This window comes from Stenotrophomonas sp. YJH_SMC_65 (assembly GCF_059369475.1).
Genome location: NZ_JCAFSR010000002.1, coordinates 479072 through 502753, shown reverse-complemented (window position 1 = coordinate 502753; position 23682 = coordinate 479072). Strand labels below are relative to the sequence as shown.

The 23682-nt window shown below is 67.5% G+C and carries 25 protein-coding genes; 19 read left to right on the top strand and 6 right to left on the bottom strand.

The features are described from left to right. Window positions 1–2: 2 nt before the first annotated feature. The 4 genes from AC5P7A_RS05325 to AC5P7A_RS05310 all read left to right on the top strand — a co-directional run bounded on the left by AC5P7A_RS05325 (window position 3) and on the right by AC5P7A_RS05310 (window position 3809). Window positions 3–1289 carry a DUF445 domain-containing protein gene (locus AC5P7A_RS05325; RefSeq protein ID WP_049405926.1) on the top strand — a complete coding sequence of 429 codons (1287 nt, stop codon included), beginning with the start codon at window positions 3–5 and terminating at the stop codon, window positions 1287–1289. 245 nt (window positions 1290–1534) lie between these two features. Next, the gene (locus AC5P7A_RS05320) at window positions 1535–1849 is read left to right on the top strand and encodes a DUF3649 domain-containing protein (RefSeq protein WP_049442217.1); all 315 of its coding nucleotides are present in this window, start codon (window positions 1535–1537) and stop codon (window positions 1847–1849) included. Next, on the top strand, window positions 1846–3483 hold the full coding sequence (locus AC5P7A_RS05315; protein ID WP_495219938.1) for a PepSY-associated TM helix domain-containing protein: 1638 nt from the start codon (window positions 1846–1848) through the stop codon (window positions 3481–3483). Before AC5P7A_RS05320 ends, AC5P7A_RS05315 begins: the two co-directional genes overlap by 4 nt. Further along, a complete protein-coding gene (locus AC5P7A_RS05310) occupies window positions 3480–3809 on the top strand; it encodes a DUF3325 domain-containing protein (protein WP_032961601.1) in 330 nt (109 codons plus the stop codon). Before AC5P7A_RS05315 ends, AC5P7A_RS05310 begins: the two co-directional genes overlap by 4 nt. A 120-nt stretch (window positions 3810–3929) precedes the next feature. Here the strand turns inward: AC5P7A_RS05310 and rlmKL are convergent, their stop codons facing one another. Continuing rightward, a complete protein-coding gene (rlmKL, locus tag AC5P7A_RS05305) occupies window positions 3930–6068 on the bottom strand; it encodes a bifunctional 23S rRNA (guanine(2069)-N(7))-methyltransferase RlmK/23S rRNA (guanine(2445)-N(2))-methyltransferase RlmL (protein WP_049405921.1) in 2139 nt (712 codons plus the stop codon). Between the two features lie 145 nt (window positions 6069–6213). Next, window positions 6214–6741 carry an alpha/beta hydrolase gene (locus tag AC5P7A_RS05300; RefSeq protein ID WP_032961606.1) on the bottom strand — a complete coding sequence of 176 codons (528 nt, stop codon included), beginning with the start codon at window positions 6739–6741 and terminating at the stop codon, window positions 6214–6216. A 72-nt stretch (window positions 6742–6813) separates the two neighbouring features. On the opposite strand from AC5P7A_RS05300, the gene AC5P7A_RS05295 reads away from it, so the two are divergent. After that, window positions 6814–7380 carry an N-acetylmuramoyl-L-alanine amidase gene (locus tag AC5P7A_RS05295; protein ID WP_495219937.1) on the top strand — a complete coding sequence of 189 codons (567 nt, stop codon included), beginning with the start codon at window positions 6814–6816 and terminating at the stop codon, window positions 7378–7380. Window positions 7381–7636: 256 nt separating this feature from the next. Here the strand turns inward: AC5P7A_RS05295 and AC5P7A_RS05290 are convergent, their stop codons facing one another. The 3 genes from AC5P7A_RS05290 to AC5P7A_RS05280 form a co-directional block, all read right to left on the bottom strand. Next, window positions 7637–8539: a sulfurtransferase gene (locus AC5P7A_RS05290; RefSeq protein WP_046429767.1), complete on the bottom strand. Its 903-nt coding sequence runs from the start codon at window positions 8537–8539 to the stop codon at window positions 7637–7639. Further along, complete coding sequence (locus AC5P7A_RS05285; RefSeq protein ID WP_032960242.1) at window positions 8536–9339, bottom strand: CoA pyrophosphatase; 804 nt, start codon at window positions 9337–9339, stop codon at window positions 8536–8538. Before AC5P7A_RS05285 ends, AC5P7A_RS05290 begins: the two co-directional genes overlap by 4 nt. 177 nt (window positions 9340–9516) lie before the next feature. Beyond that, complete coding sequence (locus tag AC5P7A_RS05280) at window positions 9517–10218, bottom strand: FKBP-type peptidyl-prolyl cis-trans isomerase (protein ID WP_014646545.1); 702 nt, start codon at window positions 10216–10218, stop codon at window positions 9517–9519. A 167-nt stretch (window positions 10219–10385) separates the two neighbouring features. Here AC5P7A_RS05280 and AC5P7A_RS05275 point away from each other — a divergent pair, with 167 nt between their 5' ends. From AC5P7A_RS05275 to nth, 3 genes are read left to right on the top strand one after another with little or no spacing between them, the layout of a single operon-like run. Continuing rightward, a complete protein-coding gene (locus AC5P7A_RS05275) occupies window positions 10386–11168 on the top strand; it encodes an enoyl-CoA hydratase/isomerase family protein (RefSeq protein WP_445391483.1) in 783 nt (260 codons plus the stop codon). 4 nt (window positions 11169–11172) lie between these two features. Next, window positions 11173–11526 (top strand): hypothetical protein, encoded by a 354-nt coding sequence (locus AC5P7A_RS05270; RefSeq protein ID WP_049442206.1) that lies wholly within the window; start codon window positions 11173–11175, stop codon window positions 11524–11526. Continuing rightward, a complete protein-coding gene (gene nth / locus AC5P7A_RS05265; protein WP_014646542.1) occupies window positions 11526–12218 on the top strand; it encodes an endonuclease III in 693 nt (230 codons plus the stop codon). Before AC5P7A_RS05270 ends, nth begins: the two co-directional genes overlap by 1 nt. An 81-nt stretch (window positions 12219–12299) precedes the next feature. Here nth and AC5P7A_RS05260 read toward each other — a convergent pair whose 3' ends face one another. Next, window positions 12300–13532: a porin gene (locus AC5P7A_RS05260; RefSeq protein ID WP_014646541.1), complete on the bottom strand. Its 1233-nt coding sequence runs from the start codon at window positions 13530–13532 to the stop codon at window positions 12300–12302. Window positions 13533–14086: 554 nt separating this feature from the next. Between AC5P7A_RS05260 and pstS (AC5P7A_RS05255) the strand changes: the two genes are divergently transcribed. The 11 genes from pstS (AC5P7A_RS05255) (at window position 14087) to rnt (ending at window position 23682) form a co-directional block, all read left to right on the top strand. Continuing rightward, window positions 14087–15103: a phosphate ABC transporter substrate-binding protein PstS gene (gene pstS, locus AC5P7A_RS05255; RefSeq protein WP_014646540.1), complete on the top strand. Its 1017-nt coding sequence runs from the start codon at window positions 14087–14089 to the stop codon at window positions 15101–15103. Window positions 15104–15519: 416 nt separating this feature from the next. Then, the gene (gene pstS / locus AC5P7A_RS05250; RefSeq protein ID WP_014646539.1) at window positions 15520–16608 is read left to right on the top strand and encodes a phosphate ABC transporter substrate-binding protein PstS; all 1089 of its coding nucleotides are present in this window, start codon (window positions 15520–15522) and stop codon (window positions 16606–16608) included. Window positions 16609–16687: 79 nt separating this feature from the next. After that, the gene (gene pstC / locus AC5P7A_RS05245) at window positions 16688–17656 is read left to right on the top strand and encodes a phosphate ABC transporter permease subunit PstC (protein ID WP_005412771.1); all 969 of its coding nucleotides are present in this window, start codon (window positions 16688–16690) and stop codon (window positions 17654–17656) included. Beyond that, entirely contained in the window at window positions 17656–18519 is an 864-nt protein-coding gene (pstA, locus tag AC5P7A_RS05240; protein WP_014646538.1) for a phosphate ABC transporter permease PstA, read from the top strand. The genes pstC and pstA overlap by 1 nt, the downstream gene beginning before the upstream one ends. A gap of 19 nt (window positions 18520–18538) precedes the next feature. Continuing rightward, entirely contained in the window at window positions 18539–19369 is an 831-nt protein-coding gene (gene pstB, locus AC5P7A_RS05235; protein ID WP_005408788.1) for a phosphate ABC transporter ATP-binding protein PstB, read from the top strand. Window positions 19370–19445: 76 nt separating this feature from the next. Continuing rightward, entirely contained in the window at window positions 19446–20153 is a 708-nt protein-coding gene (gene phoU / locus AC5P7A_RS05230; RefSeq protein WP_005408787.1) for a phosphate signaling complex protein PhoU, read from the top strand. Between the two features lie 237 nt (window positions 20154–20390). Then, on the top strand, window positions 20391–20744 hold the full coding sequence (locus AC5P7A_RS05225; RefSeq protein ID WP_014646537.1) for an HvfA family oxazolone/thioamide-modified RiPP metallophore: 354 nt from the start codon (window positions 20391–20393) through the stop codon (window positions 20742–20744). Then, window positions 20731–21606 (top strand): HvfB family MNIO-type RiPP peptide maturase, encoded by an 876-nt coding sequence (locus AC5P7A_RS05220; RefSeq protein WP_495219936.1) that lies wholly within the window; start codon window positions 20731–20733, stop codon window positions 21604–21606. Before AC5P7A_RS05225 ends, AC5P7A_RS05220 begins: the two co-directional genes overlap by 14 nt. After that, window positions 21599–22354: an HvfC family RiPP maturation protein gene (locus AC5P7A_RS05215; RefSeq protein WP_495219935.1), complete on the top strand. Its 756-nt coding sequence runs from the start codon at window positions 21599–21601 to the stop codon at window positions 22352–22354. The genes AC5P7A_RS05220 and AC5P7A_RS05215 overlap by 8 nt, the downstream gene beginning before the upstream one ends. A gap of 24 nt (window positions 22355–22378) precedes the next feature. Next, entirely contained in the window at window positions 22379–22900 is a 522-nt protein-coding gene (locus AC5P7A_RS05210) for an HvfX family Cu-binding RiPP maturation protein (RefSeq protein WP_032956524.1), read from the top strand. A gap of 131 nt (window positions 22901–23031) precedes the next feature. Further along, a complete protein-coding gene (rnt, locus tag AC5P7A_RS05205; RefSeq protein WP_041863214.1) occupies window positions 23032–23682 on the top strand; it encodes a ribonuclease T in 651 nt (216 codons plus the stop codon).

Below are 23682 nucleotides of genomic sequence, written 5' to 3'. Positions count from 1 at the left end.
GCATGACGCCTGCCCACGATCCGCGCCGCGCTCAGCTGCGACGCCTGAAAGCCCTCGCACTGGGCCTGCTGCTGTTGATGCTGGCCGGATTCGCGGTCAGCCACTGGCAGGGCGAACGCGGCATCTGGGCCTGGGTCTCGGCGTTCTGCGAGGCCGCAGCCGTGGGCGCACTGGCCGACTGGTTCGCCGTCGTCGCGCTGTTCCGGCGCCCGATGGGCCTGCCGATTCCGCACACTGCGATCATCCCGCGCAGCAAGGAACGCATCGGCGACAGCCTCGCCCTGTTCGTGCGTGACCAGTTCCTGGAACCGCAGGTGCTGCTGGCCAAGCTGCAGGTGTTCGATCCGGCCAGCCGCCTCGGCAGTTGGCTGGCCGACCCGGCGCGCTCGCGGATGCTGGCCGACATGGCACGCGGCTGGGCCCTGCAGGCACTGGACTTCTTCGACGAGACAGCGGTGCGCCGGCAGCTGCATGCGTTCGTGGTGCAGCAGCTGCGGCAGTGGAATGCCGCCGCCACCGCCGGTGAGCTGCTTGCCCTGCTGACCGCCGACGGGCGCCACCAGCGCGTGCTGGACGAGGGCCTGCAGCGGCTCGGCCGCTGGCTGGAACAGCCAGAAGTGAAGGAACGCGCCTCGCAGCTGATCGTGCGCTACATCCAGCGCGAATGGCCGACGCTCTCGAGCACGGTGAACTGGGTGAAGCCGATCGATGAGATCGGCGACAGCCTGGCCGAGCGCCTGGCGCGGGCGGTGCTGGAAGAACTGCAGCAGGTATTGGCCGAGCCGCAGCATCCGCTGCGCCAGGACTACGAGACCTGGCTGCAGAACTACGTGCAGCGCCTGCGCGAGGACCCGGCCCTGGCCGAGCGCATCGAACAGCTCAAGCAGGAAATGATCGACCATCCGGCCCTGCAGGACTACGTGCAAGGGCTGTGGGCGCGCATCCACGCCAGCCTGCGCGACGACCTGCAGCGCGAGGACTCGGCGCTGGTCGGACACCTGCAGCGCAGCCTCGCCTCGCTGGGCGCCAGCCTGCAGGCCGACCCGGCCCTGCGCGAGGCCCTCAACCAGCACCTGCTGGAAGGTGCGCAACGCCTGACCGGCCGCCTGCGCGAGGGTGTGACCACGCATATCGCGCAGACCGTGAAGGGCTGGGACGAGCGGCATCTGGTCGAACAGCTGGAACTGAGCGTGGGCCGCGACCTGCAGTTCATCCGCTTCAACGGCACGCTGGTGGGTGGGCTGATCGGCCTGTTGCTGCATGCGGCGACAGTGGTGTTCAGGTTCTAGGCCTCGGTGCGCCCCCGGATCATCATGCTTGATTCATAAAATGCGAATGCCTATCATTTACTGATCGGTTGTACGCTTAGCCAAGCGGGCGCGGAAGACGCGCCCATCGCCCGTGTACATCCCCGACCTCTGGATTGCCCGCCTGCGCGGGCAGTGCTTCGTCGATGGGACACGCTGGGCGACATGCGCAGGGCGCAAGGGGGCCGCGGACGCGTTCCATCCCCTCCCCTACCTGCAGGAACGCCGTGGACCGCTCGCCCGCAACCGCCAGCCCCCGCACCTTCTTCTCCAATCCACGCTGGGGCGTGCTGTCACGCTCGCTGGCCGCGATCTTCGGCGGCTACGCGCTGGCTTCGGCCACCAGCGTGTTCTGCGCGGTGGCGCTGCCCGGTGCGCGCGGCCAGGCCGTGCTGACCGGCATGCTGCTGGCCATCCTGGTGGCCGCCTGCGCAGCGCTGTGGGCGTTCGCGACCCGCAGCGCGCTGCGCGCCTGGGTCGGCATTCTCGCTCCCACCCTGCTGATGGTGGCCATTGCGCGCCTGATGGGAGCCTGGGCATGAAGAACGGGTTCCGCCAATCGATGGCCTGGCTGCACACCTGGACCGGCCTGCTGGTCGGCTGGTTGCTGCTGCTGATCTTCATGGCGGGCACCGCCAGCTACTATCGCGAGGAAATCAGCCGCTGGATGCGACCGGAACTTCCGTCCAGCCAGGTCAGCATCGATGTCGCCGCGCAGCGCGCCGTGGATTACCTGCAGGCCAATGCGGCGCAGGCCGGGAACTGGTTCGTCACCCTGCCGCAGCCGCGCAACCCGGCCGTGCAGATGTTCTGGCGGTTGCCACCGGAGCTGGCCGATCCCAGTCGCGGCCGTCGCGGTGGCTTCGGCGAAGCCACGCTGGACCCGAATACCGGCCAGGCACTGAAGGCACGCGAAACGCGGGGCGGTGATTTCTTCTACCGCCTGCATTTCGACCTGCACTACATCCCGGTGCTGTGGGCGCGCTACCTGGTCGGCTTCTGCGCGATGTTCATGCTGGTGGCGATCATCACCGGCGTCATCACCCACAAGAAAATCTTCAAGGACTTCTTCACGTTCCGCAAGGACAAGGGCCTGCGTTCCTGGCTCGATTTCCACAACGTCAGCGCGGTGATGGCCCTGCCCTACCACGCGATGATCACCTACACCGGCATCGTCACCCTGATGGTCATGTACCTGCCGTGGGGGGTGAAAGTCGCCTACCCGCAGGACGAAGACAAGTTCTTCAGCGAAGCCTTCGGCGGCATGCCGGAGGTGACCGCGCCGGCCGAAGGACGCGCCACGCCGCTGCCGATCGCGCAGCTGCTGGACAGCGCACGTGCGCACTGGCACGGCGTGGAAGTGGCCGGCTTCACCGTGTCCAACCCGGGGGCGGCCAATGCGGTGATCGACATCCGCCAACGCGACGGCAAGCGCCTGTCCACCGACACTCCCGCCGTTCGCTACGACATGGTCAACGGCACGTTGCTGGAGGAAACGCCGCCGTCCGGCGGCGCCACCGCCACCCGTGGCGTGCTGTACGGCCTGCACCTGGCGCGCTTCGCCGATTGGGGCCTGCGTGCACTGTTCTTCCTGTCCGGCCTGGTCGGCTGCCTGATGGTGGCCAGCGGCGTGGTGCTGTGGGCGGTGAAGGAACGGCCCAGGCATGCCAAGAGCGGCCGCACCGGCTTCGGCCTGCGCCTGGTCGATGCGCTGAACATCGGCACCGTGGCCGGCCTGCCGATCGCTTTCGCGGCCTACTTCTGGGGCAACCGCCTGCTGCCGCTGGACATCGCCGGGCGCGCGAGTGCGGAGGCCAACGTGTTCTTCTACGCCTGGGGCGGCGCGCTGCTGGCCGCCTTCATCTGGCCGAAGCGGATGATGTGGGCGTGGCAGCTGTACCTGGGTGCGGCTGCGTTCGCGCTGGTACCGGTGGTCAACGCGCTGACCACGCACGCGCATCTTGGCATCACACTGCGCAGCGGTGACTGGGTACTGGCTGGCGTCGATCTGTCGATGATCGCGTTCGGTGCGATGCTGGCGCTGTGCGGCTGGCGCCTGCAGCGCTGGACGCCACCGCTGAGCGCGGCCGAGAAGAAGAAGCGCGCCGCCGCCGCAGCAGCACCCAGGGCCCCGGTGGACGCTGCGGAAACCGCCGAAGCGGAGGCCAGCGCATGATGCTGCTGGCACTGGCCCTGTCGTTCTCCGCGTTCACCGCGTTGTCGCTGGCGATGGAAAAGCACCAGCACGACCTGCACGGCAGGGCCGCAGCCACGCCCGCACGGCGCACCCAGTGGCGCGTGCTGGGCTGGGCCCTGCTGACGGTGGCGTTCGCGCTGTGCGTGATCGACCACGGCTGGGCGATGGGCCCGGTGCTGTGGCTGGGCACGATGACACTGGGCGGTCTGGCGCTGTCGTTCGGGCTGTACCCGTACCGGCCGAAGTGGATCGCGGCGTTGGCGATCGTGCTGCCGGTGCTGGGGCTGGTGGTGGCGGTGCTGTAGCCGGGCCACCGGGGTCGGATCCCTTTCGCGAAGCGCAAGGGCTCTGACCCCTGGTGCGTAGATCCGGATGGGGTCAGAGCCCCTGCGCTTCGCGCAGGGGATCCAACCCCGGGCGTCGCGTTACCCCAACCGCTTCAATTCCCACGCGCGGTGGATGCGCGCGTTGCGCTCGAAGTCCGGGCCGATGGTGCGCGCGGTGATCTCGCGGCACTGGGCGAATTCGGCGATGGCGTTCTCTTCCAGCTTGAAGCGGCGGAAATTGTTGGAGAAGTACAGCACGCCGCCCGGCGCCAGCCGCGCCACGGCTGCACGCAGCAGCTTGATCTGCTCGCGCTGCACGTCGAAGTCATCGGCGCGCGCGGAGTTGGAGAAGGTCGGCGGGTCACAGAAGATCACGTCGTACTGGCCACGGTCGCCCTCCAGCCACGCCATCGCGTCGGCCTGCACCAGCAGGTGCTGGTTGCCGCCCTGCCCGTTCAACGCCAGGTTGTCGTAGCACCACTGCAGGTAGGTCGCCGACAGATCGACGCTGGTGGTGCTGGCGGCACCGGCCACCGCCGCCTGCACGCTGGCCACGCCGGTGTAGCAGAACAGGTTGAGGAAGCGCTTGCCACGTACCTGCTCGGCCATCATCCGGCGCAGCGGGCGGTGGTCGAGGAACAGGCCGGTGTCCAGGTAGTCGAACAGATTCACCTGCAGCAGTGCATTGTTCTCGCGCACCACGATGAATTCGTCACGCTGCTCGAAGCGGCCGTACTTGCTGCCGCCCTTGCCGCGCTCGCGCGACTTCATCGAGACCTGCTCGGGCGGCACGCCGAACACTTCGCGCGCAGCGGCCAGCAGCTCGTTGCGGCGGCGGCGCACGTCGTTCTCGGGAATGGCAGCCGGTGCGGCGTATTCCTGCACGTGCAGGAAGGTACGGCGCTTGCCGCCGTCTTCCTCGTAGACGTCGATGGCGGCCGCGTACTCCGGCAGGTCGGCGTCATAGGCGCGGAAGCAGGTGATGTCTTCGCGGGCACGCCAGCTCTTGAACTTCTTCAGGTTCTTGCGCAGGCGGTTGGCCACCATCTGCGCGCCTTCGCTCAGCTCGCGCGGCTGTGCCGGATCACGGCCCGGCACGGCGATCGGGTCGCAGACGATCAGCGCACACTCCAGCGCACCATTGAACATCTGGTACTTCTTGCCGGCGCGCAGGCCGGTGGCGAAGGCCAGTTCGTCGTTGCCGCACAGCAGGCTGGCGCGCCACTGCGGCACCGCCTTCTGCAGGGCGTTGCCCAGCGCGCGGTACAGCGCCGGATCGGCGGCCAGGCGTTCGTCGTACGGCGGGTTGCAGACCACCGCGCCGATCTCCTGTTCGGGCGCGGCCAGGTCGGCCACATCGGCGCGGGTGAAGCGGATCGCGTGGGCGACGCCCGCGACCTCGGCGTTCTCGCGTGCCGCCTGGATCGCGGTCGGATCGATGTCGCTGCCGTGGATGACCGGCTTCAGCGCGGCCAGGCCGGCCGCTTCGCGCTCACGTGCTTCGCTCTGGATGGACTTCCAGGCGGCCTTGTCGAAGCCCAGCCAGCGGCTCGGCGGCAGGCTGCCATGACGCATCAGGCCGGGAGCGACGTCGGCGGCCATCAGCGCACCTTCGATCAGCAGGGTACCGCTGCCGCACATCGGATCCAGCAGGCCACCACCGGCAGCGTGCAGGCGCGGCCATTGCGCGCGCAGCAGCAGCGCGGCGGCCAGGTTTTCCTTCAGCGGTGCCTCGTGGGCGGCACCACGCCAGCCACGGCGATGCAGCGGGCCGCCGCCGAGATCGATCGACAACGAGGCACGGCCCTTGCGCAGCGACAGGTTGACGCGCACGTCGGGCAGATCGGTGTTGACCGAGGGGCGTTCCAGGCCTTCATCGCGCATGCGGTCGACGATGGCGTCCTTGATCCGCTGCGCGGCGAAGCGGGCGTGGGTGATCTTGTCGCCGGACACGTGCGCGTCCACCGCCAGGGTCATCTCCGGCGTGATGTGCTCGTGCCACGGCAGCGCACGCACGCCGTCATACAGGGCCTGCTCATCCGGGCACTCGAACTCGTCGATGGGCCACAGCACGCGGCTGGCCAGGCGCGACCACATCACGATCCGCAGCGCCTGCGCCAGTTCGCCCTCGGCGTTGACGCCGGCAATGGTGGCAGTGGCCTTGCCAAGGCCCAGGGCCGACAGTTCATCGGCAAGCAGGTATTCCAGGCCCTTGGCGCAGGAGACGAAGAATTTCACGGGATCGGTTCGCAGGTGGTCGGGCGCGGCACAGGGGCCGGGCCGGTCGGAAAGGAGGGCCGTAGGCACGGCCGGCAGGCCCGCGCCGGGGGCGGCGGGGCTGCCATTGTAGTCAATGCGGGCGGGCGCGCCGTGCGCCCGGGCTTCACAGTTGCCGCAGCAAGCGTTCGAAGGCCTGCGCGGACGCCTCCACGTGGCGCTCGAGGCGGTGGCCGTCGTCGACCAGCAGCAGCTGCGCCGAGCGCGCCTGCGCCCACGCGATCACTCCCGCTGCTGGCACCACGTCGTCATGCCAGGCCTGGACCACGGTGGTCGGCACGGCGGCGGCGTCCAGCGCCGGCATCGGGCCCATCGTGGTCGGCGGCACCATCAGGAACAGGCCGGCCACCGGTACCTGCAACGAGGCGATGGCGGAAATGTAGGCGCCCAGGCTGGAGCCGGCCAGCACCACCGGCCCTTGCCGGGCCGCGATGGCGGCGCGCTCGACCAGGCGGCGCAGGCGGGTCGGCACGTCGCCTACCCGGCTGACCTCGCTCATCGCGTCCAGGTCGGTGTAGTCCGGGCGCTCATGGGTCCAGCCCAGGCGCTGCGCCACGTCGGCCAGCGCGGTGACCTTGGTCGCTTCCGGGCCGCTCTCGAAGCCATGCGACAGGATGCAGTGGCCGCGGCTCATGCACGTGCTCCGTGCGAGCGGGCCAACGAGGAAAGAGAAGGCAGGTTCATGCCGCAATGCTAGCATCGCCGGATGCCCAACCCGCTCCTGCCCGGCCGGCAGCTGCAGCCCCTGCCCTACCACGACCGACTGCCGCTGCGCGACCCGGCCACGCTGGAGATGGTGGTGATCCACTGCACCGAGCTGCCCGATCTGGCGACGGCCCGCGAGTACGGCGAGCGCGTGCTGTACGACAGCGGCGCCGGCAACAGCGGGCACTTCTACATCGACCGCGATGGCAGCGTGGTGCAGTACGTGGCACCGGAACGCGTGGCCCATCACGTGCGCGGCATGAACGCGCATACGCTGGGCATCGAGCTGGTCAATACCGGGCGCTATCCGGACTGGTTCGACAGCCGCCACCAGGCGATGGACGAGGCGTACACCGAGGCACAGCTGCAGGCGCTGGAACAGCTGCTGCTGGCGCTGGTGGCGCACTACCCGTCGCTGCGACGGATTGCCGGGCATGACCAGCTGGACCTGGAACGGGTGCCGGCCAGCGACGATGCGACGTTGACGGTGGCGCGCAAGCGCGATCCGGGGCCGCTGTTCCCGTGGGCGCGGGTGCTGGCGAAGGTGCCGTTGCAGCCGGTTGGGTAAGCGGCAGGGCTGCGCCCTGCACCCGCAGAGGCAACGGCAACGTCAACGTCAAACGCTGGCATTCCGTGGGATGGCGGGGTGGGTCCGGTTGCGGACACCCCCGCAACCGGCCCCACCCCGCCTTCGACAGTTCTCCGCGATCCTTCGAATCGACACGGGGTCGGATCCCGTTGCTACGCAACGGGCTCTGACCCGATTTTCGGTTGATGGGGTCAGAACCATTCTCCGTTGGAAAACGGATCCGACCCCGCGCGGCTCAGGCGCCGGTCGCCACCGGGCGGCTGCTGTCGCTGACCCACCCGCTCCAGGAGTCGGCGTAGATGCGCGCGCCGGACAGGCCCGCCGTTTCCATCGCCAGCAGCAGATGGCAGGCGGTCACGCCGGAGCCGCACATCAGCACCACCTGCTGCGGATCGCGGTTGCCGATCACGCCCTGCAGTTCGGCGCGCAGCGCCTGTGGGTCGCGCAGGTGGCCATCGAGTACGTTCAAGGCGAACGGGCGGTTGACCGCGCCCGGCACGTGGCCGGCGACCGGGTCCAGCGGCTCGACGTCACCGCGGAAGCGCTCACCCGCGCGCGCGTCGACCAACCAGCCCGGCGCGTGCTTCAGCCGTGCGCTGATTTCATCGGCGTTGGCGATCTGGGTGGTGTCGAAACGGCCCGGGTAGGCAGGTAACGCCGTCACTTCAGTCGGCCCGCTCGCCAGCGCGTGACCGGCGGCCTGCCAGGCGGCAATACCGCCGTCGAGCACGGCCACCCGGGTGTGCCCGATCAGCCGCAGCAGCCACCACAGGCGCGAGGCGGCCATGCTGCCGTCGCTGCCGTCGTAGACCACCACCTGGGTTTCGGGACCGATGCCCCACGTACCGAGCTTCGCGGCGAACGCATCGCTGTCCGGCAGCGGGTGCCGGCCATGGCCGCTTCGGGTCAGATCCGACAGATCACGGTTGAGATCGGCATGCACCGCAGTCGGTATGTGCCCTGCCAGATACTGGCCGCCCGCAGCCTGCGGATCGGCCAGCGAAGCACGCGCATCGACCACGCGCACGGCGGTGCTGGCGGTGGCACGCGCGTCGACGACGCGCACGCCTGCGCCCAGCGCAGCGGCAAGGGTGGTGACATCGACCAGGGTGGTCCACGGCGGATCGATCGGCTTCATTTCACTTGCTCCAGGCGACGACGCAGGTTGTAGAGAATGGCGGCGGTCGCGCCCCAGATGCGCTGCCCCGGCCAGCCATACTCCAGGACGTGGCGGACCCGGCCGCGATGAGTGATTTCGACCTGGCGCAGGCTGTCGGGCGCCATCAGATAATCCAGCGGCACCTCGAACACTTCGGCCACTTCGCTGGGCTGCGGCACCGGCACGAAATCCGGATCCACCACCGCCACCACCGGCGTGACCCGGTAGCCGGTGATGGTGACGAAGGGATCGAGATACCCCAGCGCCTGCACCTGGCCGGGCGCCAATGCGATTTCTTCCTGGCTCTCGCGCAGCGCGGCCGCCAATGCGTCACGGTCATCGGGCTCGGTGCGGCCGCCGGGGAATCCGACCTGGCCCCCGTGCGTGCGCAGGGTTTCGGTGCGGCGGGTCAGGATCACCTGTGCGCCGTTGGCGCGCGGGACGATGCCGGCCAGCACCGCAGCCTCCACCGGAGGCCCGGGCGGCAGCAGGTCGATCAGCTCACTGCGGTTCCAGCCGTCGCCGGCCGGCGGTTGGGCCAAGGGGTGCAGCGCGCGCATCAGTCGCTCGTGGTCGGCCAGCGAGCCACGCAGCGATTGCTGCAGTTGTTCGCGCAGGGGCTGCACGCGGTGCAGGATGCGGCTGCGTTCCTCGTTGCTCATCGACGACCACCGCGCGATCTCATCGATATGCCGCGCGCAGCCGGTGCATTGCCGGTACGGATCCAGCGTGCACACTCCGATGCAGGGACTTGCGACAACACGCGCCGTTTCTTCCATTGTTTGCACCCGGCAACAGTAGCGCGATCGGGCTGAATTTGCGCGGGTGGCCCGGCCCAACGGTAGAGTCGACTGTCAGTCGACGCTCGCGCGCAGCGCGGGCGTTTCACCGCCAGGGGCTGCACAAACAGAAACGCGCCGGTGGGATCACCGGCGCGTTTCGTTTGCTGTTTCGATTTACTTGACGCTGACCAGCTTGATCTCGAACTGCACAGCCACGTTCGGCGGGAACGGGGTGCGCGGGTCGGCACCGTAGGCCTGGTCCGGCGGCAGGGTGACTTCCCACTTCGAGCCGGCCGGCATCTGCAGCAGGGTCTCGCGCATGGCCTTCATTTCAACTTCGCTGACCTTGATCGACGGGATCTGCTGGGCAGGGCGGGCTTCGGTCGGGCGCTGGCCGTACGGGAACGGACCGGCCACCTCCAGCTGCACGGTGCTGGCCTGGGTCGGCTTGGCGCCCTTGCCGGCTTCGATCACGCGGTACTGGACGCCGCTCGGCAGGGACTGCACGCCGGCCTTGGCCTTGTTCGCCGCGATGAACTGATCGCTCTTGGTCTTGTTTTCGGCAGCCGCCTTTTCGTACTCGGCCTTGGCAGCCTGGGCACGGCCCTGCTCGCGCTTCTGGAACGCTTCAACGGCCGGCTTCAGCTGCTCGGCGGTGATCGCCGGCTGCTTCTTGGCGTAGGCATCCTGCAGGCCCTTCACCACCGAGTTGATGTCCAGCTGCTCACCGCGACCGGTCAGCTCCGCCAGGTTGTTGCCGTAGTCGTAACCGAAGTAATAACTCAGCTTGCCCTTCTCGGACGCGATGTCCTGGGCGAAGGCATTGCCCGTCAGGGCCAGGGCCGCGACGGCGACCGCGATAGAACGCAACTTCATCAAACAGTTCTCCAGGGGTGGTAACTCAGGGACGTTCTTCGCCGCCCTGAGGCGACGGGTTAGGATAACGGGCGCAACGTGTAACCGCTACTCACGATGCAGGCTATGACCCGTCTGCGTTTGCAGAGTTCAATATCACTTTTTTTTAACGTTCCAGGAGTTTCCCCGTGGCCGATGCCCTGATCGCTGTTGCCGACGAAGGCGCCATCCGCACCGTGACCGTCCAGCGCCCGGACAAGCTCAATGCCCTGAACGCCGCGACCCTGCAGGCGCTGACCGATGCCTTCAGGGACGCCGCTGCCGATCCGGAGGTGCGCGTGGTGGTGTTGACCGGGGCGGGCCCGAAGGCCTTCGTGGCCGGTGCCGACATCGCGGAAATGAACACCCTCAGCGCCGTTCAGGGACGTGATTTCTCGCTGCTGGGCCAGGCCCTGATGCGCCAGATCGAACGCATGCCCAAGCCGGTCATCGCGCGCGTGAACGGTTTCGCGCTGGGCGGCGGGCTTGAGCTGGCGATGGCGTGCCACCTGCGCATCGCCGCCGATACCGCCAAGGTCGGCCAACCGGAAATCAATCTCGGCCTGATTCCCGGCTTCGGCGGCAGCCAGCGCCTGCTGCGCCTGTGTGGCCGCGCCGCCACCCTGGAGCTGTGCCTGCTGGGGGCGCCGATCAACGCCGCGCGTGCGCTGGAACTGGGCATCGTCAACGAAGTCGTGCCGGCCGACGCGCTGGACAACCGTGTACAGGACGTCGCCCGCCAGCTGGCACGCTCAGCGCCGCTGGCCCTGCGTGGCCTGCTCGACGCGGTGCACGTGGGCGGCGAGTGCAGCCTGGAGGCCGGGCTGGAATACGAAAGTGCGCAGTTCGGCCTGCTGTTCGCCACCGAGGACATGCGTGAAGGCACCAGTGCCTTCCTGCAGCGCCGCCCGCCGGCCTTCCAGAACCGCTGACGCCATGGCATCCCGACCCAACCCCGCGCAGTTGTTCGCCCGGGTCCAGGCAGACGATCTCGATGGCGCCCTGCAGGCGGGGCTGATGGACTACGTCGCCCGAGCCGGCGACGAACAGCTGCTGCCTGGCCACCCGGACCTTCCGCAGCGGCTGCAGCAGGCCCAGCAGCAACTGCGTACGGCCTGGGCCGCACGCGAACGCTATCGCGCCCGCGCGGTGCGCCTGGCCCGCCGCGAAGCCGAGCGCGATGCACGTCGCACCCCGCCCCCGGCGCCGGACGTGAAGCCCCCCCTGCCCGCCGCGGCGGCCGCGATTCTCGCCCGGGCCAAGGCCCGCGTCACCGGCAAGGAGCCGTAATGGCCACCGCGAAGAAGACTGCCCGCGCACCGGCGCGGCGCGGCGGCCGCATGCCGCGCGCCGACGTGGTGGAAATGTTCACCCGCCTGCGCGAGCTCAATCCGCACCCGAAGACCGAGCTTGAGTACAGCTCGCCGTTCGAACTGCTGGTGGCCGTGGCGCTGTCTGCCCAGGCCACCGACGTCGGCGTCAACAAGGCCACCCGCCGCCTGTTCCCGGTCGCCAACACGCCGGCGAAGATCCTCGCGCTCGGTGAGGATGGCCTGAAGCCGTACATCGCCACCATCGGGCTGTTCAACGCCAAGGCGAAGAACGTGATCGCCACCTGCGCGATCCTGCTGCAGAAGTACGGCGGCGAAGTGCCGCGCGACCGCGAAGCGCTGGAAGCGCTGCCCGGTGTGGGCCGCAAGACCGCCAACGTGGTGCTCAACACCGCCTTCGGCGAGCCGGTGATGGCGGTGGATACGCATATCTTCCGCGTCTCCAACCGTACCGGCCTGGCCCCCGGCAAGAACGTGCGCGAAGTGGAGGACACGCTGGTGAAGGTGATTCCGGCCGAGTTCCTGCTCGACGCGCACCATTGGCTGATCCTGCATGGCCGCTACGTGTGCAAGGCGCGCAAGCCGGATTGCCCGGGCTGCGTGATCGCCGACCTGTGCCGGTTCAAGGAAAAGACCACAGCCGAGACGTGACGCGGATCGTGTTGTGACGAAACGAAGACGGCGGGCACCAGGCCCGCCGTCCGCGTGTATGGACAAGGGTGCTTCAGGAGATCAGAACGACAGGTCGCCCCAGACGCCGAATTCCTTGGTCTTGTCGTTCTTCTTGTCGCTGGCGTTGGCCAGGTGCGTGTACTTGTACACGGTCGACAGCTTGAGGTTCTTCATGACCGGGAACTCGACGCCGACGTTCCAGTACTTGTCGCTCAGGGTCGGGTCCAGGGTCTTGCTGACGTCGGTGTCATCGTAACGACCGAACACGTTGATGCCGCCGTCGGTCACGCGCACGCTGCCCCACACCGACCAGCCACTGGTCTTGTCGGTGGCAACGGTCAGCACGTTGTTGAGGTTCTTGGCCTGGAAGTACTCGCCGCCGACGCGGAAGTTGCTGTCGGCGTAGGCCACCATCGCGTTGGCGCGGGTGTAGGTGTTCTCGGCGCTCTGGATGTCGGTTTCCTTGCCCAGCTTGCCGCTGTAGCCGCCGACGGCGACCACGAAGTTCTCGTTCGGGGTGTAGGCCACGCGGCCTTCCACGTCCATGCCCTTGCTGCGGGTCGGGTTCTTGTAGCCGGCGCCGGACACGACCGAGACGGCGTAGTTGAAGTTGTTGCCCAGGTTGCCGAAGCCATGCAGGCCCCAGTCGGACGAGTTGCCGTACTTCAGGCGGTCGGTCAGGGTGTTCTCGACATAGCGCATGCCGTAGAACTTCTCGACGTACGGGATCCACGGCATGTCGGCGGCACCGACGCGCAGGTTGAAGGCCGGGTCGAAGCTGCCCTGCACGTAGGCCTTCTTGACGAACAGTTCGGTGTTGCCGATGGCCGAGCTGTACTGGAAGTCGGTGGTCAGGTTGGCCGACCAGATGTCGTTGAACTTGTGGTCGACGGTCAGGTAGAAGCGCTTGACGTCCAGGCCGGTGCCGCTGGCGGCGGTGTCCTTGCCGTTGCTGGTCTTGTCGATGTTGGTCAGGTCGAAGAACATGCGACCGCCAATCTTGTTGTCATTGACCAGCTTGGCCAGCTTGTCGACGCTGGTCTGGGTCTTCTGCGCACCTTCCAGGGCCTGCGCCTGGGTGATGTTCACTTCGGACTGCGCGTCGGACTGCGCCTGCAGCGCCTGCGAATCGTTCTGCAACTGCTGGACCTGGGCCTGCAGCGCAGCGATCTGTGCCTGCAGCTGCTGCAACTGTGCCTGGGACACGCCCGAGCTGGCGGGGGCTGCGAAGGCGTCGGCGGAAACCAGACCGAGGCTTGCAACGACCGCGGCGGCGAGCAAATGGGAACGCATTTTGGATTTCTCCAGAGGGTTGGAATGGCTTGGGCAGAACGCCACGCCGGCAGGCCGGTCAAGCGTTTTGCGAACGTTCCGTTAAAACCATGACAGCCGAATGACAGATTGAGCACCAACCACAGATTTCTTCGTGCGGTCATGCGTACGACTCATTTGCGCGCACATGCTTATCGATCCCTTGCGCCCCATGGCGTGGTGTATCGGCACCGACACGCGGGCAAGCCGCCGGGTCACCCTGGTCCGCACCGCCCGGCTTCGCGCGGATGACGCGGAATCCCTGCGCAACGCCAGGCGCAGACCGCGCGAAGGGAGGCAGCCGTCACCTCATCGGCCACCTATGCAAGGTGACCGCAGCCGGCGCCGGCGCACCTCCCTTGTGCCCGCACGACCGCCTCAGCCGCTGCGCGAAACCTTCACGGCCCGCGCTGCGCAAGCGTCAGCCAGCGCTGTAACGGATGCGTCATACAACGGTCCCCGCGCTGTCATCGAACCGTTATGGAATGTGCGCCGGGCGGGTAACCCCGCATTCCAATCAACCCAGGAGCCACCCCGTGATCCACGCCTTCAAGTCGCGCGTTGCCGTTGCCGTCTTCGCAGCGTCGTCCGTGTTCGCCGCCAACGCCGCTGAAATCACCGGCGCGGGCGCCTCGTTCATCTACCCGGTGATGTCGAAGTGGTCGGCCGACTACAACGCTGCCACCAGCAACAAGGTCAACTACCAGTCGATCGGTTCCGGCGGCGGCATTGCGCAGATCAAGGCCAAGACCGTTGATTTCGGCTCTTCCGATGCACCGCTGAAGCCGGAAGAACTGGCCGCCTCGGGCCTGGCCCAGTTCCCGTCGGTGATCGGCGGCGTGGTGCCGGTGGTCAACGTGGCCGGCATCGCCCCGGGCGCACTCAAGCTGGACGGCACCGTGCTGGCCAACATCTTCCTGGGCAAGATCAAGACCTGGAACGACCCGGCCATCGCCGCGCTGAACCCGGGCGTGACCCTGCCGAGCGCCAAGATCACCGTCGTGCACCGCTCGGATGGTTCGGGCACCACCTTCAACTTCGTCAACTACCTGTCCAAGGTCAGCCCGGAGTGGAAGAGCTCGGTCGGTGAAGGCACCTCGGTCCAGTGGCCGGCCGGCATCGGCGGCAAGGGCAACGAAGGCGTTGCTGCCTACGTGAAGCAGATCAAGGGCGGCATCGGCTACGTCGAACTGTCCTACGCACTGCAGAACAAGCTGTCGTACACGGCGATGAAGAACGCTGCCGGCAGGTTCGTCCAGCCGAGCGATGCATCGTTCGCCGCCGCTGCCGCCAGCGCCGACTGGGCCAGCGCCAAGGACTTCTACCTGGTGATGACCAACGCCCCGGGCGCCGAGTCCTGGCCGATCACCGCCACCAACTTCATCCTGGTGCACAAGAAGCCGAAGAACGCTGCCAACGGCAAGGCCACCCAGGAGTTCTTCCGCTGGGTCTACAAGAGCGGCGACGCCCAGGCCCGCCAGCTGGACTACGTGCCGCTGCCGGACAGCCTGGTCCGCCAGATCGAGACCTACTGGTCGCAGAACCTGAAGTAAGCCCGTTCCCCCGCAGGAACGGGGCCGGCGGGTCCTCTCTCCCCCGCCGGCCCCAACCGGGCGCGAGATCCTCGAGATCTCGCGCTCTTCTTGTTTTCGGGGATGCATGCATCTGCCTCTGCAGCGCCGAGCCCACGCTCGGCTGGGTGCTGGAGCGTGCGGACCGACGGTCCGCACCTACCGAGGGCAGGGAGCCGTCGAACATGGCTTGACTCCACAAGGGCCAACCGGCCGCCATACCGGTGCGCAGATCCGGGGTCTCCGGGGCTCTGCCGGATGGGGGCCAACCCGGTGAAACCCTTGTCAGAACGTGATCCAGGACACCTCTGTCATGGTCGTAATACGGCTGTAACAAAAACATCATTTCATAGCCGCATCCGCCGACCACGTCGGCTCTTCCCCGCTATGGAGTGACCATGAAACTGCACTCGGCCGGCCTTGCCGCCCTTTCCCTGGCCATCGCCCTGGGCCTGTCGGCCTGCGGTGGCGACAAGCAGGCCGCGCAGCAGCCGGCGGCCGACGGTGCCGCTGCCCCGGCCGCTGCCGGTGCCAAGGTGACCGCCGAAGTGTCCGGCGCGGGCGCGTCCTTCATCTTCCCGCTGGTCTCCAAGTGGTCGGCCGACTACAACGCCACCACCGGGGCCAAGATCAACTACCAGTCGATCGGCTCCGGCGGCGGCATCGCCCAGATCAAGGCCGGCACCGTCGACTTCGGCTCCTCCGACAAGCCGCTGAGCAGCGAAGAGCTGGCACAGGCCGGCCTGGCCCAGTTCCCGTCGGCCATCGGCGGCGTGGTGCCGGTGGTCAACATCGAAGGCCTGGAAGCCGGCAAGCTGCGCCTGAGCGGCGCCCTGCTGGCCGACATCTTCCTGGGCAAGGTCAAGACCTGGAACGATCCGGCCATCGTCGCCGCCAACCCGGGCGTGAAGCTGCCGGACGGCAAGATCACCCTGGTCCACCGTTCGGACGGTTCGGGCACCACCTTCAACTTCTCCAACTACCTGTCCAAGGTCAGCCCGGAGTGGAAGAGCAAGGTCGGCGAAGGCACCTCGGTGCAGTGGCCGGACGGCGTCGGTGGCAAGGGCAATGAAGGCGTCGCTTCGTACGTGAAGCAGATCAAGGGCTCCATCGGCTACGTCGAGCTGGCCTACGCGCTGCAGAACGGCATGCCGTACACCGCCATGCAGAACGCCGCCGGCAACTGGGTCGAGCCCAGCGCGGAAACCTTCGCCGCGGCGGCCGCCAGCGCCGACTGGGCCAGCGCCAAGGACTTCAACCTGGTCATCACCAACGCCCCGGGCGAGCAGGCGTGGCCGATCACCGCCACCAACTTCATGCTGATGCAGAAGCAGCCGAAGGACGCCAAGCGCAACCAGGACACCCTGGCCTTCTTCAAGTGGGCCTTCGAGAACGGCCAGGCCCAAGCCAACGAGCTGCACTACGTGCCGCTGCCGGCCGAACTGGTCAAGCAGATCGAGGCCTACTGGGCGACCGACCTGAAGTGACGGACTCGACGGTGCCCGCCCCGCGCGGGCACCGCTTCCACGCCGTGCCGCCCCGCCCCTTCCTGGCCCTGCCGTCCCCATGAATGCCATCGCCCAGCCTGTAGCCGCCCCGTCCACGCGTGATGCGCGTGATGCCCGCAACGACAAACTGTTCCGATGGGTGCTGGTCGGCACCGTCATCTTCGTCCTGATCGCCCTGGCCTGCGCCGCGCTGTCGATGCTGTGGGGCGGCCGCCATGCCCTGCAGATGCAGGGCCTGAGCTTCTTCTTCTCCGCCGACTGGAATCCGGTCGAAAACAAGTTCGGCGCGCTCGCCCCGATCTACGGCACCCTGGTCACCGCCGTCATCGCGATGGTCATCGCCGTGCCGGTCAGCTTCGGCATCGCCTTCTTCCTCACCGAAGTCGCACCACGCTGGCTGCGTGGCCCGGTCGGCACAGCCATCGAACTGCTGGCCGGCATTCCCTCGATCATCTACGGCATGTGGGGCCTGTTCGTGCTGGTGCCGGTGATGACCGAGTACGTCACGCCGTTCCTCAACGAGACCCTGGGCGAATGGCCGATCATCGGCCCGATGTTCCAGGGCCCGCCGCTGGGCATCGGCATGCTCACCGCCGGTTTCGTGCTGGCGATCATGGTCATTCCGTTCATCTCCTCGGTGATGCGCGAAGTGTTCCTGACCGTGCCGACCCGCCTGAAGGAATCGGCCTATGCGCTGGGCTCCACCAAGTGGGAAGTGAGCTGGGACATCGTGCTGCCCTACACCCGCTCGGCGGTGATCGGCGGCATCTTCCTCGGCCTCGGCCGCGCCCTCGGCGAGACGATGGCGGTGGCCTTCGTGATCGGCAACAGCGTGCGCCTGTCGCCGTCGCTGCTGGAACCGGGCACCACCATTGCTGCGCTGATCGCCAACGATTTCGGTGAAGCCACTGAAACCTACCGTTCGGCCCTGCTGCTGCTCGGCTTCGTCCTCTTCATCGTCACCTTCGTGGTGCTCGCCATCGCCCGCCTGATGCTGATGCGCCTGTCCCGCAAGGAGGGCAACTGATGTCCAGCACCGCTGACTCCCTGTACCTGCGCCGCCGCATCGGCAATGTCGTTGCGATCACCGCCTCCTGCGCCACCGCGCTGTTCGGTTTGTTCTTCCTGGGCTGGATCCTGTTCACCCTGGCCTCCAAGGGCCTGGCCGGCATCAACCTGGATCTGTTCACCAAGATGACGCCGCCGCCGATGCAGGAAGGCGGCCTCGCCAACGCGTTCTTCGGCAGCGCCGTGATGTGTGCGCTGGCCATCGGCATCGGCACCCCGCTGGGCGTATTGGCGGGCACCTGGCTGGCCGAGTACGGCAACGCCCGCAAGGCCGGCACCGTGGTCCGCTTCGTCAACGACATCCTGCTGTCGGCCCCGTCCATCGTGCTCGGCCTGTTCGTCTACACCCTGTACGTGATGCAGACCGGCGGCAACTTCTCGGCGTTCGCCGGTGCGCTGTCGCTGGCCTTCATCGTGCTGCCGGTGGTGGTACGCACCACCGACGAGATGCTGCGCCTGGTGCCCTCGCAGATGCGCGAAGCGGCCCTGTCGCTGGGCATCCCGCAGTGGAAGGTGATCGTGCAGGTGCTGTACCGCAGTGCCTCGGCCGGCATCATCACCGGCATCCTGCTGGCACTGGCCCGCATCTCCGGCGAGACCGCACCGCTGCTGTTCACCGCCTTCGGCAACCAGTACTGGAACAACAACATCTTCCAGCCGATGGCCTCGGTGCCGGTGGTGATGAACCAGTTCGCCGGCAGCCCGTATGAATCCTGGCAGGTGCTGGCCTGGGCCGGTGCCCTGGTGCTGACTGTCTTCGTGTTGCTGGTCAGCCTTGCCGCCCGCGGCATCCTGCTGCGCAACCGTATCTCCCATGACTGACCTTTCCGTGGATAACGCCATGAACGACCTTTCCAACGCCGTGCCGATGCAGCGCATCGCCGTGCCGTCCTCGCACGAGAGCCTGCACACGCCGTCGCCGGTGAAGCTGGCTGCGCGTGGACTGGACTTCTACTACGACAAGTTCCACGCCCTGAAGGGCATCAACCTGGAAATCCCGGAAAAGCGCGTGACCGCGCTGATCGGTCCTTCCGGTTGCGGCAAGTCGACCCTGCTGCGCATCTTCAACCGCATCTACGCGCTGTACCCGAAGCTGGAAGCGCGCGGTGAAGTGCTGCTGGACGGCGAGAACATCCTGTCGCCGAAGTACCCGATGAACCGCCTGCGCAGCAAGGTCGGCATGGTGTTCCAGAAGCCGGTGCCGTTCCCGATGACCATCTTCGAGAACGTGGCCTACGGCATCCGCCACCACGAGAAGCTGAGCAAGGCCGACATGGCCGACCGCGTCGAGCAGGCGCTGCGCCAGGGCGCGCTGTGGGACGAAGTGAAGGACAAGCTGGGGCAGAGCGCACTGGGCCTGTCCGGCGGCCAGCAGCAGCGCCTGTGCATCGCCCGTGCCGTGGCCCTGCGCCCGTCGGTGCTGCTGCTGGACGAGCCGACCTCGGCGCTGGATCCGATCTCGACCAGCCGCATCGAGCAGCTGGTGGAAGAACTCAAACACGAGTACACCATCGTGATCGTCACCCACAACATGCAGCAGGCCGCTCGCGTGTCCGACTACACCGCCTTCATGTACCTGGGCGACCTGATCGAGCACGACCGCACCGAAGTGATCTTCTCGCAGCCGTCGCAGCGGCAGACCGAGGACTACATCACCGGCCGCTTCGGCTGAAACGTCAGTCGAGCACGGCTCGACCCTGCAGACACCATCAGTCGAGCGTGGCTCGACTCTACAGAGTGGAACAACCATGAACCTTCCCAACGACCACATCGTCAAGAGCTACGACGAAGAGCAGCAGCGCCTGGTGGCCGAGATCGTGCGCATGGGCGAGATGGCCGTCGCCCAGCTCGAAGCGTCGATGGACGTGATCGAGAAGCGCGACGAGAACGCTGCCCATCGCATCATCGCCAACGACGAGGCGATCGATGCGCTGGAACAGCAGATCAGCCACGACGTGATGCGCCTGGCGCTGCGTGGCCCGATGGCGCGCGACCTGCGCGAGATCCTTGCCGGCCTGCGCATTCCGGCCGACATCGAGCGCATCGGTGACTACGCTGCCAACGTCGCCAAGCGCTCGATCGCGCTGGGCAAGGTGCCGCCGCTGCCGCAGATCCAGGGCCTGCGTGCACTGGGCCGCCTGGCCGCGCAGCAGGTCCGGCGTGCCATTGCCGCCTACCGCGACAACGATGCTGATGCCGCGCTGGAACTGCGTGAGGACGACGCCCGCCTGGACGCGCAGTACACCGCGCTGTTCCGCGAGCTGCTGACCTACATGATGGAAGACCCGCGCAACATCACCCCGTGCACGCACCTGCTGTTCATGGCCAAGAACCTGGAGCGCGTGGGCGACCACGCCACCAACATCGCCGAGAACGTATGGTTCCTGGTGCATGGCGAGCAGCCGCTGCCACCGCGTGAAAAGCGCGACGAGACCTCCAGCACCGGCCAGCCCTGACGCTGCACTGCAACACCGGAGTCGACTCCAAGGTGGCCGCTGTCCTGGTGACAGCGGCCTTCTTTTTTGGGGTGTTTCATCCGCATTGTGGGCGCCACGCGTGCCCGGTGCGGACCTGCCGGATGCTTCTGTAACAGATCTCACGAAAATTTGAGTTCTTGGCGAGGATTCGTTGAGTAGGATCGCTGCACCATCGATTCACCCCGGGCACCTGCCCACCACCCAGGAGTAAGACCGATGAGCAGTTCCAACAAGACGCTGTCCCTGCTGACCGCTACCGCCCTGGCCGCCGGCCTGGGCATGACCGCCAGCGCCTCGGCGCTGAGCATGAGCGACCTCGCCCAGGGCTACCTGGTGGCCGGCCAGGCAGCCAAGGCCAGCACCGATGCCAAGGCCGCCGATACCAAGATGGCAGCCGACGCGACCAAGCACGCCGAAGGCAAGTGTGGTGCCGACGGCAAGACCGGCGAAGGCAAGTGCGGTGCCGACAAGGGCAAGGCTGCCGGCGCAGCGGGCGCCAAGGCCAAGACCGGCGACACGAAGTCGGCTGAAGGCAAGTGCGGCGAAGGCAAGTGCGGTGGCAAGCACTGACGTCCGCGCCAGCCTCGTCCACCCGCAGTCGCCGCTTCGCGCGGCGGCTGCAGGGTTGGGCCTGCGCCGGGCGCTGCTGCAGGATCTGCGTGACGCTCCGGCAGGCGACTTCGACTTCCTGGAATGCGCGCCGGAGAACTGGATCCATGTCGGCGGCCCGGCCGGTGATGCCCTGGCCGAACTGGCACACCGCCATCCGCTGAGCTGCCACGGCCTGTCGCTGTCGCTGGGCGGCAGTGCCGCCCTGGACACCCCGCTGCTGGAGCAGGTCGGCCGGTTCCTCGAAAAGCACCGCGTGCCGCTGTACAGCGAGCACCTGAGCTACTGCAGCGACGACGGCCACCTGTACGACCTGCTGCCGATCCCCTTCACCGACGAAGCCGTGCGCCATACCGCGCAGCGCATCCGCCGCGTGCAGGACCTGCTCGGCCGCCGCATCGCGGTGGAGAACGTGTCCTACTACCTGGCGCCGGAACCGGCGATGGACGAGCTGGCGTTCACCAATGCGGTGCTCGCCGAAGCCGACTGCGACCTGCTGCTGGACGTCAACAACGTCTACGTCAACGCCTGCAACCACGGCTACGATGCCGATGCCTTCATCGTCGGCCTGCCCGCGCAGCGCATCGTCTGCCTGCACGTGGCCGGGCACCTGGACGAGGCACCCGACCTGAAGATCGATACCCATGGCAGCGCGGTGATTGATCCGGTCTGGGAGCTGCTGGCGCGTACCTATGCTCGCATCGGCCCACGCCCCACCCTGCTCGAACGCGATTTCAATTTCCCGCCCTATGCGGAACTGCAGGGCGAACTGCAGACCATCCGCCGCCTGCAGGCCGCACACGCCGGGGCTGCACATGGCTGACGCTATCGACACCCTGCGCGCGCAGCAGCACGCGTTCACCGCGCACCTGCGCGATCCACAGGCGGTGCCGGCACCGGCCGGCCTGGATGCACGCCGGTTGGCGGTGTACCAGCACCTGCTGTTCAACAACCTGCTCGGGCTCCTGAGCAACGGTTTCCCGGTCTGCGTCCGCCTGCTCGGCGAACCGGCATGGAGCGCGCTGGTGCGCCACTACTTCGCCACCCATCGCTGCCAGACCCCCCTGTTCACCGAGCTGGCCGCCGAGTTCGTGCAGTGGCTGCAGGCACAGCCGCAGCTGCCGCACCCGGCGCTGGCCGAACTGGCCCACTACGAGTGGGTGGAAACCGCGCTGTACCAGTTGCAGGCCGAGCCACTTCCTGCGCCTGGCGATGTCGATCCGCTGCGGGTGCCGCTGCAGCGTTCGCCGCTGGCGTGGCCGCTGCTGTACCAGTGGCCGGTGCACCGTCTCGGTGCAGAGGATGCGCCGACCCAGCCCCTCCCAGAACCCACCGGCCTGCTGGTCCGCCGCGAAGCCGACGGTGAAGTGCGATTCGCCGCGCTCAGCCCCTTGGCGGTGCACCTGCTGTCCAGCGTCGGTGAACAGCCTGGGCTGGAAGGCCGTACGTACCTGCAACGCCTCGCCACCACGCATGGGCTGGCCGAAGACGCGCTGGCCGGCCCCGGTGCCGCGCTGCTGCGGCAGTTCCTGCAGGCCGGCGTGATCGGCCCGCTCACCGCCCCGCCCTGACACCCCATTTGCGGAGATCCCCTGATGAACCTTCCGACCCTGGCCGCCGCGCGTGACCAGCTGGACCGTCTCGCCCCCTGGTTGGCCCCGCTCGGCCTGCGCCTGCTGCTGGCCTGGGAATTCTTCGAATCCGGCCGCGAGAAGCTGCGCGGCCAGAACTGGTTCGCCGACCTGCAGGACGCCTTTCCATTCCCGTTCGACCAGTTGCCGGCCACCCTGAACTGGCAACTGGCGACCTGGTTCGAACTGCTCGGGGCGGCCTGCCTGCTGTTCGGTTTCGGCACCCGTTTCGCCGCCGCGAGCCTGCTGGTGCTGACCGTGGTAGCCACCTATGCGGTGCATTGGCCGATGGAGTGGAACTCGCTGGCCGACCTGGCCATGGGCTATGCGATCAGCGACCAGGGCTTCGGCAACTTCAAGCTGCCGGTGCTGTTCATGGCCATGCTGCTGCCGCTGATCTTCACCGGCGCCGGCAAGCTGAGCGTGGACGCCTGGTTGGCGCGGTGGTCTCCCTCGGCCACACCTGCGCGGCCAGCGGTTCGGTAGATGCCGACCTTGGTCGGCGCGTCATGTGCCAACCAAGGTTGGCACCTACCGGGTTCTGCGTTCGTGCCACCACGGTGGCTGGCATGGGCTGCTTGGCCGGGCGCTCAGGGCCGCTCTGATAGAATTCACGCATGACTGACCCCATCCCCGCACCTGCCGCCGTTCCCGATTCCGCAGTTCCCCAGGCGCAGCGCGCGATGTCACAACGCTTCCGCGGCTTCCTGCCGGTGGTGGTGGATGTCGAAACCGGCGGCTTCGACAGCCAGCGCAACGCGCTGCTGGAAATCGCTGCGGTGCCGATCGAGATGGACGAGAACGGCCTGCTCTACCCCGGCCAGACCGCCAGTGCCCACGTGGTCCCGGCCGAGGGCCTGGAGATCGACCCGAAGTCGCTGGAAGTGACCGGCATCATCCTCGACCATCCGTTCCGGCTGGCCAAGGAAGAAAAAGCGGCGTTGGACCACATCTTCACTCCGGTGCGTGCGGCGATGAAGAAGTACGGCTGCCAGCGCGCGATCCTGGTTGGCCACAATGCCCATTTCGACCTCGGCTTCGTCAACGCGGCCGTGGCGCGGACCGGCCACAAGCGCAACCCGTTCCATCCGTTCAGCGTGTTCGACACGGTCACCCTGGCCGGTATCGCCTACGGCCAGACCGTGCTGGCGCGTGCGGCCACTGCCGCCGGGCTGGGTTGGGATGCGAATGAAGCGCACAGCGCGGTATATGACACCGAGCAGACCGCGCGGCTGTTCTGCACCATCGCCAACGCCTGGCCGCGGTAA